Raw genomic sequence first — 14,288 nt, 5'->3', positions numbered from 1 at the left:
CTCGCCGGGCACGCCCACCGGCACCGGCTGGCCGCGCCGATCCAGCAGGTAGATCCGCGTGTTGGCGATCGGACGACCGATCGGCGGGATGCGCTGCGTGCCGTCGAGCGCCGCCAGCGTCGCACAGACCGTCGTCTCGGTCGGGCCATAGCCGTTGAACATCTGCCGCCCGCGTGCCCAGCGCGCCACCAGATCGCCGGAGCAGGCTTCGCCCGCCACCAGCAGGTGCGTCAGGTGCGGCAGCTCAGCGGGCGGCAGCACGGCCAGCGCCGAGGGCGGCAGCGTCGCCACGGTGATCGCCTCGGCTTCCAGCAGGTGCAGCAGATCCGGCCCTGGCCGCAGCGCCTCCTCCGGGGCCAGCACCAGCGTCGCGCCGCGCAGCAGCGCCATACAGACCTCCCAGACCGCCGAGTCGAAGCTGAACGAGGCGAATTGCAGCACCCGGCTCTGCCGATCAACGCCCACGGTCTGGCGCTGGACCAGCGCGATGTTACCCAGGCCGCGATGGGTCACGAGCACGCCCTTGGGCCGTCCGGTCGAGCCCGACGTGTAGATCACATACGCCAGATGGTCGGGCGACAGCAGCACATCGGGCGGCGTCACCGGCTGCCGCGCGATCTGCGGCCAGTCGGCATCCAGGCAGATGATCGCCGCGTCGTGGGCGGGAGCCTGCGCCACCAGCCGCTCCTGTGTCACCAGCACCCCGATCTGCGAGTCGTGGAGCATGAACTGGAGCCGCTGCGCCGGGTAGTGCGGATCGAGCGGCACGTACGCGCCGCCCGCCTTGAGAATGCCCAGCATGCCGACGATCAGATCGAGCGAGCGCTCACAGCAAAGCCCGACGCGCGCCTCGTCCTGCTGGCACCGGCCGACGCCGCGCTGCCGGAGTTCGTGCGCCAGTTGATTGGCGCGGTGATCCAGCTCCGCGTAGCTCAGCGACTCATCGCCATATACCGCCGCGACCGCCTCCGGCGTCTGCGCGACATGCGCACCAAAGAGCTCATGAAAGCAGGCAACCTCGTATGGGCGCTGCGTGGCGTTCCACTCAACGAGCATCTGCTGCTGCTCGGCCTGCGTCAGCAGCGGCAGCGCGCCGATGCGCCGATCGGGGTCGGCCACGATGCCCGCGAGCACCTGCTCGAAATGGCGCAGCATACGCACGATCGTCGGCTCGTCGAAGAGCGCGGCGTTGTACTGCATCCGCAGGCGCAAGCCCTGGGCCATCTCCACCACCGACAGCGATAGATCGAGCTTGGTGGTCACATGCTCGGTGTCCAGCGGCTCGACCTTCAGCGGCGGCAGGTGCAGCGCGGGCAGTGGCGCGTTCTGGAGCACGAACGACACCTGGAAGAATGGCGCGGCGCTCAGATCGCGCTCCGGCTGAAGCTCCTCCACCAATTTCTCGAAGGGCAGATCCTGATGCGCATAGGCTGCCAGCGTTACCTCGCGCACCTGCTGGAGCGCCGCGCGGAATGAGGGATTCCCCGCCAGGTTGACCCGCAGCACCAGCGTGTTGACAAAGAAGCCGATCAGACCCTCGATCTCGGCGCGGTTGCGGTTGGCGATGCCCGATCCGACCGCGAGATCGCTCTGGCCGGTGTAGCGATGCAGCACTACCTGGAAGGCCGCCAGCAGCGTCATAAACAGCGTCGTGCCCTCCTGCTGGCTCAGCGCCTTGAGCGCCGCCGTCAGCTTCGGCGTGAGCGTGTGGATCTGCCGCGCCCCGGTGATCGTCTGCATGGCGGCGCGCGGGTGATCCGTCGGCAGGTGCAGCGTGGGCAGATCGGCGAGCTGCTGTCGCCAGTAGGCGAGCTGCCGCTCCAGCACCTCACCCTGCAACCACTGCCGCTGCCACACGGCGAAGTCGGCGTACTGGATCGGCAGCGGCGTGCCCACCGGGCCCAGCGGCGATACCTGTCCGGCGGCAAAGGCGCGGTAGAGCGTCGTAAGCTCGCGGATCAGCACACCCTGCGACCAGCCATCCGCGACGATATGATGCATCACCAGCACCAGCACATGCTCGCTCCGGGTACCGGGTGCCGGGTGCCATGCCCGAAGGGCACCCGGCATGGCACCCGGCATGGCATGGTGCAGGCGCAGCAGCGCGGCGCGCAGCAGCGGCCCCGCCTGGAGATCGAACGGCTGCTGCGCCTGCGCCAGCACGTGGCGCTGCACGGCAGACTCACGCTCAGCGGCGGTCAGCCGGGTACCCTCTGGGTGCAGATCGATGACCGGCAGCTCGATCGTCAGCGCGGGCGCGATCACCTGGACCGGCTGGCCGTCGAGGGCGGCTGCGCTCTGGGCAAAGGTCGTGCGCAGACTCTCGTGCCGGGCAACGATCTCGTTGAGCGCACGAGCCAGCGCCGTGGCATCCAGCGGACCCGTCAGGCGCAGCGCCGACAGCATGTTATAGGCCGTGCTCTCCGGCTGGAACTGATCGATGAACCACAGGCGCCGCTGCGCAAACGAGAGCGGAAAGCTGTTCGGGCCGCTCGTGCGTGGGAGCGGGCGGATTCGTCCACGATCGTGCTGCTCCTGCTGGCGGCGCAGCAGCTCAAGCAGCCGCCGTCGCTCTGGGGAGAGGTCCGCGATGTCTTGCCGGAGATCGTTCATGGGGGGATTATCCTTGGCCGCTAGGCCCACTGAGACGGGATGGCAATGCGACGAGTCAGCGCCGACGGACGGCAGAGGAAACGCAAGGGGCGGATCGATAAACCTTTCCAAAAAAATCGGGAGGATCGTAGGGGCACGGCGGTGCCGTGCCCTGGGGCGTATGGCATACGCCCCTACCGACGTGCGCCAGACGATGATTCAATCATCAATCCGCCCTTTCAGACATGCTGGGCAGCTACGGCGTCAGCACGAGCTTACTCGTGGTACGCGCCTCGACCGCCGCTTTCGAGAAGGGCAGCGGCAGATATTCCACGTTCTGCCACAGATCGATCATGTTCATGGTATTGGGATGGAACACATGTCCGCTTTGCCCCGTGGGGCCGATCGCCAGCGAGTTGTCGAAGTTGCTTAGATCGATGATCAGCCGCTGCGACGTGCCGTGGACCATCGCGAAGGGCCGGTTGTAGCGGAACGATGCCGCGTTGACCGTGAAGTTATCGCCGCGCGCCGGGACCGCACGGCTGTTGTAAAAATACTTCAGCAGCCAGTGACCGCCAAAGGCCTGCGACTGGAACGTGATCGTGTGCAGGCGGCCCCAGGTCCACCCGGCGGGATCATTGCCGTAGCGCTCGCTGAGCCAGGCGAGCGCATCCGCAAGGCTGCGGCGCGCGATGTCGTCACGCTGCTCCTTGGCGGGCGTGTCCTTATCGTCGAACCAGGGATGATCGGTCTGCTTCATCATGCCGATCATCATCGGCACCTGGAACGTGCCGTGGCGCTCGTACTGCCCCGTCAGATAGCGATCGGTCGTCTCATCGCCCAGCTCGTCGTGCAGCGTATTCTTGAGCAGATGCCAGTACCAGACCTGATAGATCGACGCGCCGACGCGATCTGTCTCGTAGCGCGCGTCCCAGGCTTTCACCTGCTCCAGAGCACGTGCCTGGAGATCGTTCTCCGGCTGGAGCGCCTGAAGATACGGCACCAGCGCCTCGGCGGGCAGCGAAAGCGTATCGGCCTGGATCGTCTGTATGTCCTCAAGGCTGATCTGATCGTCGGCGCTGAGCAGATCGCTGATGCGCTTGGCGCGATAGCCGGGGTCCCAGTCGTACGCCAGCTTGTGCGGATACGAGTCCTCGGCGACTTTGTTGTTGGCCGTGGCGATGAAGCCGGGACGCGGGTTGAAGCTGGCGGGCAAGTCCTCGAACGGGATATAGCCCTGCCACTCGTTCTCGCCGGTCCAGCCCGGCATCGGCACCAGGCCCTGGTCGTTGGCCGGGCGGATCGGGATCTTGCCTGTCGCCTGGTAGCCGATATTGCCCTCTACGTCGGCATAGACAAAGTTCTGGCTGGGCGATTCCCAGAAGCTCAGCGCCTGCCGGAACTCGTCCCAGTTTTGCGCCAGGCTGACCTGCTTCACCGACTGGAAGAGCGACGTGCCTTCGAGCACGGTCCAGCGGAGCGCTATCGGCTCGGACTTGTCAAGATCGCCCAGCACCTCGTTGACCAGCGGGCCGTGGCGCGTGAGCCGGACCTTAAGCTGCACGGGAGCGCCGCCCTTGACCTCGATCGTCTCGTCGAGCACCTGCACGTCGTGCCAGGCATTCTCGAACTCGTACTTGGTCGGCTGCTTGGGATCGTCCAGCTTCTCAAGGTAAAGATCCTGCGTGTCGGGGTTCATGTTCGAGACGCCCCAGGCGATGCGCTCGTTGTGGCCGATGATCACGCCGGGCACGCCCGCGAAGGTAAAGCCGACCACGTTGAAGCGCCCGCCGTGCAGGCCGTTGGCGTACCATGACGAGGGCAGCCCCAGGCCGAGATGCGTGTCGTTCGCCAGCAGCGCCTTCCCGCTCGCGCTGCGGCTGCCGCTGACCACCCAGTTGTTGCTGCCCCAGACCGCGTACGGATCGCCGATCCACTGGTCGAACTCCTCAAGTCCGGTCAGGCGCGCCGTTTTCAGGCCGTCGTAGGACGCCTCCGAGGCGACGATGATCGGCTTGTCGTTCTCGTAGGACGGCAGCACCTGCGCCGTCACCTCCGGCCCTACCGAGGCGATCAGCGCCGCGCGCAGCATTTCCAGCCGGTGGTTGCCGCTGAGGCTGAAGCTGAGCACCTTGCCCCAGGCAAGCGTATCGAGCGGCTCCCATGGCTGCGGCGTGCTGCCCAGGATCGTGTACTCAAGCGGCAGGCTGCCGCGATGCGTCTCGATGTAGGCGTTCACACCCTTGGCGTACCACTCCAGAATCGCGCGCGCGTCGGCATCCATCAGATCCCACTCCTTCTGCGCCGCGCGGCGGTAGCCGATCGTACGGGTGAGCTGATCGGAGCCGACGCCGCGCTGGCCGACGTGGGTGCTCAGCCGACCGCTGGCGATGCTGCGGACGAATTCCATCTGCCAGAGCCGATCCTGGGCATGAGCGTAGCCCTGCGCGAAGAAGAGATCGTGCTCGTTCTGCGCGTAGATATTGAGGATGCCATACTGATCGCGGTGGATCTCGACCGGCGATTGCAGGCCCGCCAGCTTCAGCGTGCCGCTGGTGCTGGGCCAGGCGCGGCGGATCATCCAGGTGCCGCCGCCCGCGACCAGGATCGCCAGCACCAGCAGCAGCAGGCCGATGATTTTCAGGGCTTGTTTCAAGCGCCGCATGTTAGTTGCCTCCTTCAAGCTGTCCGAGCAGCGCCTGCACTTCGGCGTCGGACAGGCTTTGGACCGTTTGCAGCAGAGTGTTCAAGTGTTCGGGATCGTCGAGGGCCGAGGGAGCCAGCGGCACGACGCTCGCTGCGGGCAGCGCGGCCTCCGCTGGCAGCTCGTACTGGAGCTCCGCCGCCAGCCGCCGCGCGTGCGCGCCCAGGCGACGCGGCAGGTGGATCGAGCGCCAGGCCTCGCCGAGCGCCGACTCGATTGTGTTGTGGCGCAGGATGTTGGGATCGCCGATGCCGCTGATCATCCGCTCTTTGCGGTGATCGTACGGTTGCAGCACGGCCTCGTCGAAGGGCAGCTCCAGAAAATCGCACACGTCCTGCATCACGCGGCGCGGCTGGCTGACCAGATCCTCGTAGCGCACGAAGTGATAGCGCGCGGGATCGATCTGCTTGAAGAAATCGAGCATATTCTGGTTACACATGACCCAGACTTTCTCGGCGACGACATGCGGGTCGACGTCGTCGCGTCCGTAGATCACCGGCCCGAAGAAGGTGTAGAAGCGCACCCGCACCAGCGACTCGATCACCGAGTAGGGATGCCGCACCAGATGGACATACCTGGGCCGGTCAAACAGCTCCTCGGCGCGCTTGAGCGTGTCCAGGCGCAGGCTGTACTGCGGCGACTTATCCACCAGGGTCCGTGGGCTGGCCCGCCGCTGGATCTCGGCATAGACCTCCTGAATCGGCACGTCGCAGTCGGCCAGATCTTCCATGTAGGCTTTCGTGCCATCGGCGTCGAGGCCCAGCAGCTCGGTGAAGGTCCATTGTAGGCCCTGCGTCGCCCACGAGAAGCCGTAGCCGTAGTTGGCGTCGCGCAGGCCGCGCATCCAGGCGTGCATGCCCTCGCAGCGCAGAATATCCATCTCCGGCGGCGAGAAGAGCGCGGGATGGCCCGCCAGCATCACGCGGAAGAGCGTCGAGCCGGAGCGCGGGCTGGCATGGACGAAGATCATGCTCGGATTTTTGCGCGTCGGCGTGCTGAACGGGCTTTGCTCGGAGCGCCGGGGCAGCGCCAGCGACTCGTAGTAGTCGTAGAGCGAGCCGGTCGGATCGTCCTCGACCCGCGGGCCGTACCACAGGCGCTCAAGCTCCGCCGAGGCATGCCGCGCCATCTCGCCGATCGTGCGCATGCGGCGGACCTCGTTGGGGAACATTTGCAGGCGATAATCCTGGTGAAAGTTCCACAGCAGGTCCGAGGTGATCGACTCAATATCCAGGTCGGCCAGGCTGCCGTCCGCCGGGATCGCCGCCTCATCGATCAGCAGCGCCTGGGCGATCTTGCGGCGCAGATAGACCTCAAGCAGCGCGGCGCGCTCCGGGCTGGCCGCGTCGCGGATCTGCTCGGTCAGCGGCCTGGCCTGCGTGCGCAGCGCCTCTGCGTAGCGCTCCTCGACCAGCAGCGCCATGCCCGCGACGGTCGGGTTCTCAAAGAGGCTGCGGATCGGAATGTCGATCGGGTAGATCGTGTGCAGCCGGTTGAGCAACTGGGTGATCAGCAGCGAGTGACCGCCAAGCTGGAAGAAATCGTCGTGGACGCCGACCTGCTCGATGCCGAGGACCTGCTGCCAGACCAGCGCGAGATTCTGCTCGAACTCGTTGCGCGGCGCGACGTACAGCGTTTGCAGGTTGGGCCGTGGATGCGCCGGGCCGCTCGGCAGCGCCGCGTCCATCGCCTGCGCCAGCAGCTTTTGGGTCAGCGCCTGGATGTTGGCGATGCGCCGCTCCAGATCGTGCGTCGATACCAGAACTTGCGGCACGGTGCTGTGCGCCAGAATCCGGTCGAATGCCTCCGCGCCCTCCGCAGGCGACAGACCGCCCTCGATCACATGCTCGCGGATCTGGCGCAGCTCAGGCGGCAGCGCGGCGCTGACCGCCATGCCGGTTTCCTGCCAGGTATCCCAGTTGATCGACACCGTAAACGTGCCGCTGGTCGCGGTATGCCACTGCGCGAAGGCATCCAGAAAGGCGTTCGCGGCGCAGTAATCCACCTGGCCGAACTCGCCGACGACGCCCGTCAGCGACGAGAAGAGCGCCAGGAAGTCAAGATCGAGGCCCTGCGCCGACGCCGCCAGAGTCAGCGTGCCGCGCGTCTTGGGAGCCAGCACGGCCTCGGCGGCCTCGGCGGTCTTGAGCTGGATCAGGCCACCGCCCGCGACACCGGCGGCGTGAATGATGCCGTGGATCGTGCCGAAGCGCTCGATGCTCTGCTCGATCGCCGCGCGCATCTGCGCCAGATCGGTCACGTCGGCGCTGAAGGCTGCGACCTCGGCCCCATGCGCTTCGAGCGCTTGCAGGCTGCGCAGCTTGCGGCTCACGCTGTCGTCGGCATCGTGCGTGGCGAGGTAGTGCTCCCAAGCGGCGCGCTCCGGCAGCGGCGAGCGTCCGACCAGCACCAGCTTTGCCCTGACGGTGCGCGCCAGATGCTCGGCGATGATCAGCCCGACGCCGCCCAGACCGCCCGTGATCAGATACACGCCCTGCTCGCGCAGCCGCGTGCCGCTCGGCGGCTCAAGCTGGACCGGCGCGAAGCTTTGTGCCCAGCGATGCGCGCCCCGGTAGGCGATCACGCTGTCGGCGGAGGACGAGCAGACCTCGGCCAGCAGTTGGTCGATCAGCGCCGCCGATGGCTGCGCCTCAGGCAGCGCCACGTCGATGCTGCGGCAGCGGACTCTGGGATACTCCTGCGGGATCACCCGGCACGCGCCCAGCAGCGTCGCCTTGTCGGGCGAGAGCAGCTCCATGCCGGTGATGTTGTGCAGCCCGCTGCTGATCACGTCGAGGTGCAGCGTATCGAGCGCGTTGCCGCCGAGCGCCTGGATCAGGAAGAGCAGGCTGTAGAAGCCGAGCGCCTGCGACTGATCGAAGTGCATGCTCCAGGCCCGCGCCTGCTCGTCGAAGGTGACACCCCAGCAGTGGACCACGCGGTCGGGCACAAGCTCCTGCTGACGGAGATCCGCCAGCAGCGCGGCATAGTCTTCGGGCCGCTGGGGATTGATCGTATAGCTGCCAGCGCCCAGGCTGCGGAACTCCGGCCCCGGCACAACGCGCACCACCTGCTGCCGGGCCTGCTCCAACCGCAGCGCGATGCCAGCGCCCAGGCCATAGCCGTCGAGCAGCACCAGCCAGCGCTGCGGCTGCGCAGCCAGCGCGGCGGGCTGTACCCGCAGCGGCAGCATCGAGCGCTTCCACGAGGGCAGGTAGAACCAGTCGCTCAGCTCCGCCTTGGCGCTCGGCAACATCTGTTGCAGATTCAGCTCGTGCAGCGGGCTATCCGCGTCGATCCAGAAGCGCTGCCGCTCGAAGGGATAGGTCGGCAGCGGCACCCGCAGCCGCCGCGCGTCGCCGTGCACGGCCCGCCAGTCGATCTCGACGCCCGCCAGCCAGAGCCGTCCCAGCGTCGCGCGCGCAAACGCGACATCCGGCTGTCGATCCTGCGGGTGGCGCAGCGATGCAAGCGCCTCCTGGCCCGCGTGGCGCTCGGCGTGCTGCCGGACAAACGTGCTGAGCGTGTTGCCCGGCCCCAGCTCAAGAAAGATCCGATCGGGCTCCTTGAGCAGCTCTTGAATGCCCGCGCTGAACAAGACCGTCTGCCGCAGATGCCGCGTCCAGTAATTGGCATCCGCCGCCTGCGCGGCAGTGATCCAGGTGCCGGTGACGTTCGAGAGATAGGGCATCGTCGGCTCGTGCAGCGTCACGCGCGCAACCTCGGCGCGAAACTGATCGACCATCGGCTCCATCATCGCCGAGTGGAAGGCGTGCGAGGTATGCAGCCGCCGCCACTCGACGCCCTGCGCGCTAAGCTGCCGCTCCAGCGCAGTGATCGCCGCATCCGGCCCCGAAACGACGCAGTGCCGAGGCCCGTTCACCGCCGCCAGCGCCAGATCGCGGGTACCAGGCCCGGAGGGCACGCCGTGGAGCATCGGGCGTAGCTCGTGCTCGGCCAGGAAGACCGCTAGCATCGATCCGCCGGGCAGCGCTTGCATCAGCCTGCCGCGCGCCGCGACCAGCGCCAGCGCGTCCTCAAGCGAGAGCACGCCCGCCAGTGTCGCCGCCACATACTCGCCGATCGAGTGACCGATCATGGCGACGGGCTGGATGCCCCAGCTCATCCAGAGCTGCGCCAGCGCGTACTCGATCACGAACAGCGCGGGCTGGGCAAACGCCGTCTGATTCAGCCGCTCGGCTGCGGCGGTATCGGCCCCGGCGGGATACAGCAGCTCGCGCAGGTCGCAGCCAAGATGCGGCAGGAGCAGATCACAGCAGCGATCGACCTGCGCCCGAAAGTTCGGCTCGGTTTCGTACAGCTCGCGGGCCATGTCGGGATACTGCGCGCCCTGGCCGCTGAACATGAAGACCACCGGGCGGTCGCTGCTCTCCTGAGCGCTGGTCAGCAGCCGCTGGGCATCGTGCGACTCCAGCGCATCGAGCGCGTCCTGGCGGTCGCGGCAGACCAGCGCGCGGCGATGGCTGAACGCCTGCCGTCCGATCTGCAAGGTGTAGACCACATCGGCCAGGTTTTGCTCAGGATGTGCCCGCAGATGCGCGGCCAGATTCTCGGTCATCGTCTCAAGCGCGGCGTCGGAGCGGGCCGAGAGCAGCAGCAGTTGCCACGGCGCGGCGGGATCGGACGGCTCTGGCTGCGGCGCTTCTTCGAGGATCACATGCGCGTTGGTGCTGCCGAAGCCGAAGGAGCTTACGCCAGCGCGGCGCGGCCCGTCAGCGCTCGGCCAGTCGCTCAGCGCGGTGTTGACATAGAACGGGCTATTGGCAAAATCGATCTTAGGATTGGGCTGGTCGAAGTGCAGGCTGGGCGGGATCTGCTTGTGCCTGAGCGCCAGCACGGTTTTGATCAGGCTGGAGATTCCGGCGGCGGTGTCGAGGTGGCCGATGTTGCTTTTGACCGAGCCGAGCGCGCAGTACTGGCGCTGCTTCGCCGAGCGAAAGGCTCTGGTCAGCGCCAGGACCTCGATCGCGTCGCCCAGCGTGGTGCCGGTGCCGTGCGCCTCGACGTAGGAGATCGCGCGTGGCCGCACGCCAGCATTCGCCAGCGCACAGGCGATCACCTCGACCTGGCCCTCGACGCCGGGCGCGGTGAAGCTGGCCTTGAGCGCGCCGTCGTTGTTGGTCGCCGTGCCTTTGATCACCGCGTAGATCGTATCGCCGTCGTCGAGCGCGTCTTGCAGGCGCTTGAGCAGCACCACGCCCACGCCGCTGCCGAAGAGCGTGCCCTGCGCGTCGGCGCTAAACGGGCGGCAGTGGCCGTCAGGCGAGAGGATGCCGCCGTGCTGGTAGAGGTAGCCCGCCTTGTGAGGCACGTTGATCGACACGCCGCCCGCCAGCGCCATCTGGCACTCATCGACCAGCAGGCTTTGACAGGCCAGATGGATCGCCACCAGCGAGGTCGAGCAGGCCGTGTGAATCGCGTAGCTCGGCCCTTTCAGGTTGAGCTTGTAGGAGACGCGGGTGGTCAGGTTGGCGAGATCGTTGCCGATGCCGATCTCGGTGATGTCAAGCGACTCGACGACGCGCCGGTTGGCAAAGAGGTTGAAGAGATAGGTGCTGGTCTTGGCCCCGCCGTACACGCCGATCAAGCCATCGTAGCTGTGCGGGTTGTAGCCCCCGTCTTCGAGCGCCTGCCAGGCGCACTCCAAGAAGAGCCGCTGCTGCGGGTCCATCAGGTCGGCCTCGCGCGGCGAGTAGCCGAAGAAGCCCGCGTCGAAGCCCTCGATCTCGTCGAGGATCGGCGCGGCCTTGACGTAGCTCGGATGCTCGATCAGCGCGGGATTCACGCCCGCCGCGCGCAGCTCGTCGTCGGTCAGCCGCGCGATCGATTCGACGCCGTTGCAAAGATTCTGCCAGAACGTATCGAGATCGTTCGCGCCGGGAAACCGGCCAGCCATGCCGATGATCGCAATGTCCGAGCTATTATCGTAGGAGGTCGCATCATCGATGCTACTCATCGTCTACTCCTTGTCTGCGTGCGCGCTGTCGTTGTTGATAGAGCTGTCGTCGATTCGGCTTGGCCTGGCGATCGTCCGCCAGATCGGCGGGCACCGGAGCGTCTGCGGGAGTCGGCCCGTGCAGGCCAGCCCTGGCGACCAGCTCTTCGATCGACTGGCGGGCCTTTTTCACGCCATGCTCGGCCCGGATCTGCTGCCCTAGCGCAGCGGCAGCCTCGCGATAGCACAGCGTGCTGAGGATCGTGGTGAGCGCCCGGCTCAGCCGCTCGGCGCTGATGTCGCCGTAGGCCATGACCGGCCCGGCGCAGCCAAGCTCGTGGAGGGTCTGCGCCCAGAGCGGCTGATCGGCGTTGTGCGGCAGGATCAGGCTGGGCACGCCCGCGCGCAGCGCGGCGGCACAGGTGCCCGCGCCGCCGTGATGGATCACACACGCCGCCCGTGGGAAGAGCCAGGCGTGCGGCACGTACTCGGCCATGAACACATCGGGCGGCAGATCGCGCGCATCGAGGCCGCTCCAGCCCTTCTGGATGATCGCGCGGCAGCCGACGCGCCGCACCGTCTCCAGCACCAGCGCGGTGAACGCCTGCGGATCGGCGTGGGTCATGCTGCCGAACGAGAAGACGACCGGCGGCTCGGCGGCGGCGATAAACTCGGCCAGCGCCGCCGAGGGCTGCCAGCGCTCATCGTCGAGGAAGAAGTAGCCGGTCATAAGGTAGTGCAGCGGCCAGCTCGCGGCGGGCGGCACGACGTGGCGACTCATCGCGTAGAGCGCTAGCTGCGGCGAGTGGTAGCTGGTCAGCGGATCGTGCAGCGGCGGCAGGCCAAGCTCGGCGCGGAAGGGGTTGATCAGCGAGAAGCGCGCCTGCTGCATCGCGGCGGTGCCCAGCGCGCCCGGATGGCCCAGGAACAACGAGACGAACGGGATGCCGGTCAGCTCGTGGATCATCCGCCCGGCGGGCTGCGTCGCGCCACAGACCAGCACGTCTGCGTCGCGGCAGATCGCGCGGAGATCGGCGAAGACCTGCGGCAGCGACGCGACCAGCGGGCCGAGAAAGGCGCGAATCTCGTCCACGGAGCGGAAGAACTCGCCCATCTCGACGCGCGTCGTGATCGCGGTGCGCAGCGCGTCCTGCGTGTCCGGCCCCACAGGGGTGCAGCGCAAGCCAAACTGCTCGATCCACGGCCCGAAGTTCGGCGCAACCGCGACGATCGGCTGATGGCCGTTGCGGCGTAGCTCGACGGCCAGCGCGAGCAGCGGCTGCACATCGCCGGTCGAGCCAAAGTTGGTGAGGACTACCCGCACGGCGCGCGCTCCGTGCTCAGCAAACATTGATCCGACATGCGTGTTCCTATGGCTGCGGATGTACGCTCAGGGGCTATAGCGTGGCTCGTCATGATCATGTGGGTGGATCGCTATAGTGTGAAAGGCGTGAGATGCCAGGCTAGCTGGATTCAGCACGTCTGGTGCGCGAGCAGAGGCACGAAAGCTCGGCCCGGCGTGCGTAACGTGTGTGATGGATGCGTTCGACCATACGGGGCCGCGCGATCTGCGTGCGCGCCGTAGAACCGGGGGTGTGGGGGAAACCCCAACCATTCCTCTCGCTGGTGCAGAATCACAGGACCGCTGTTCCAAAAAGGTTCTTTGATTCGGCACGAGCAATGGAGCGGCGCAGATCCGAGATCTCTAGCTCAAACTAGCGTTCAGGCAGCGCAGCGCTTGCCGCATCAGGATGATAGATGCTTTGGTAAGCGCACTCTGACTGGTATACGCTTCCGGTATCTTTTGGCTTGACAGCAGCCGTCTAATGGCTATCGCCTGCGTCTATTGTATAAGGAGATTTACTTTTACTGTGTACACTGTTTGTACAGGCGATGAAGCAGATAGTCCTGATACTGAGTGCTGTTTTTCTGTGCTGGGCTATCTAAACGATTGACAGAATTGGGTAAAAATAATTTGATAGTAGGGCCATTATAAAGGACTCCGCACCTCCTGTCAATATGGCGATGACGGCTTTCCAGGGAACAGGGGAATAGAGGAACACACGACCAGGCGAGCAACGTTTCAACCTCTCCTTTGTTCTTTTGATCGTTGGCTCCTTTGTTCTCCACCCTCAGCTCTTTGCTCTCCACAAAAAATATGCGAGCCGTTTGCACTTTTTGCAGACTCCTGTACAATCGCCTTAACCGCTTATTCCTTTCCCCATACTAAGGAGGAACACATGCGAAGGTGCGTCATCGTTCCAGCAGTTCTCATGCTCCTGCTGGCACTGGTTGTCCCAGCGTACGCCATTAACTATGGCGAGCCCGATGGCGATGCCCACCCCTACGTCGGCATCATGGTTGCGTTTGACGAGGCTGGGACGCCGCAGTGGCGTTGCAGCGGCTCGCTGATCTCTCCACGAATCTTCTTGACGGCGGGGCACTGCGTCTATGGCGCGGCCTCCGTACAGGTCTGGTTCGAGTCGACGGTCGAGGAGCTGCGCGCCGTGGGCTATCCCCTGGCTGGCGGCACCTGGGGCGAGCCGGTCGCGCATCCGCAGTACGACGACTTCGCGAGCTTCCCGATCACCTACGATGTCGGCTTTGTGCGCCTGGTTGAAGACGCGCCGATCACTGAGTACGGCACGCTGGCCGAGCAGGGCTTCCTCGACGATCTGGCGACGCGGCGCGGAACGCAGGACGTGTCGTTCACCACCGTAGGCTATGGCCTCCAGAGCCGCAAGCCGCGCTACGAGTCGGTGATCACGCGCTACCAGGCGACCTCGGACCTGATCAACCTGCGCAGCCACCTGACCGACGGCTACAACCTGATGACGACCAACAATCCTGGCGATGATCGTGGCGGCAACTGCTCCGGCGACTCCGGCGGCCCGATCCTGTACTCCGACACCGACATCATCGTCGCGGTCAACTCGTTCGGTATGGCTCCGCACTGCAAGGGCAACGATTATGCGTGGCGCACCGACATCGAGGCGACGCTCTCGTTCCTCGCGGCCAACAACGCGCTGCCGTAAG

The 14,288-nt window shown here is 66.1% G+C and carries 5 protein-coding genes; 1 reads left to right on the top strand and 4 read right to left on the bottom strand.

Annotated elements, in window-relative coordinates; genetic code table 11:
• The 4 genes from VFZ66_13915 to VFZ66_13900 all read right to left on the bottom strand — a co-directional run.
• The coding region (locus VFZ66_13915) for a condensation domain-containing protein (GenBank protein HEX6290284.1) at positions 1–2,613 on the bottom strand (2,613 nt) is incomplete at its 3' end.
• A 235-nt stretch (positions 2,614–2,848) separates the two neighbouring features.
• Positions 2,849–5,257, bottom strand: coding sequence for a penicillin acylase family protein (locus tag VFZ66_13910; protein HEX6290283.1), 2,409 nt, complete (start codon positions 5,255–5,257; stop codon positions 2,849–2,851).
• Position 5,258: 1 nt separating this feature from the next.
• Positions 5,259–11,273: an SDR family NAD(P)-dependent oxidoreductase gene (locus VFZ66_13905; protein ID HEX6290282.1), complete on the bottom strand. Its 6,015-nt coding sequence runs from the start codon at positions 11,271–11,273 to the stop codon at positions 5,259–5,261.
• Positions 11,266–12,576, bottom strand: a complete 1,311-nt coding sequence (locus tag VFZ66_13900) for a glycosyltransferase (protein ID HEX6290281.1) — start codon at positions 12,574–12,576, stop codon at positions 11,266–11,268. The genes VFZ66_13905 and VFZ66_13900 overlap by 8 nt, the downstream gene beginning before the upstream one ends.
• Before the next feature lie 949 nt (positions 12,577–13,525).
• Between VFZ66_13900 and VFZ66_13895 the strand changes: the two genes are divergently transcribed.
• Positions 13,526–14,287 (top strand): S1 family peptidase, encoded by a 762-nt coding sequence (locus VFZ66_13895; GenBank protein ID HEX6290280.1) that lies wholly within the window; start codon positions 13,526–13,528, stop codon positions 14,285–14,287.
• Position 14,288 lies beyond the last annotated feature (1 nt).

This window comes from Herpetosiphonaceae bacterium, from assembly GCA_036374795.1.
Taxonomy (GTDB): Bacteria; Chloroflexota; Chloroflexia; order Chloroflexales; family Kallotenuaceae; genus LB3-1.
The sequence above is the reverse complement of the archived record's forward strand: the minus strand, read 5'-3'. Positions and strand labels throughout refer to the sequence as shown.

What these genes read in the sequence shown, in the direction of transcription:
- VFZ66_13895 (HEX6290280.1), top strand. Translation starts at nt 13,526, where the DNA reads ATGCTCCTGCTGGCACTGGTTGTCCCAGCGTACGCCATTAACTATGGC.
- VFZ66_13910 (HEX6290283.1), bottom strand. Translation starts at nt 5,257, where the DNA reads ATGCGGCGCTTGAAACAAGCCCTGAAAATCATCGGCCTGCTGCTGCTG.
- VFZ66_13905 (HEX6290282.1), bottom strand. Translation starts at nt 11,273, where the DNA reads ATGAGTAGCATCGATGATGCGACCTCCTACGATAATAGCTCGGACATT.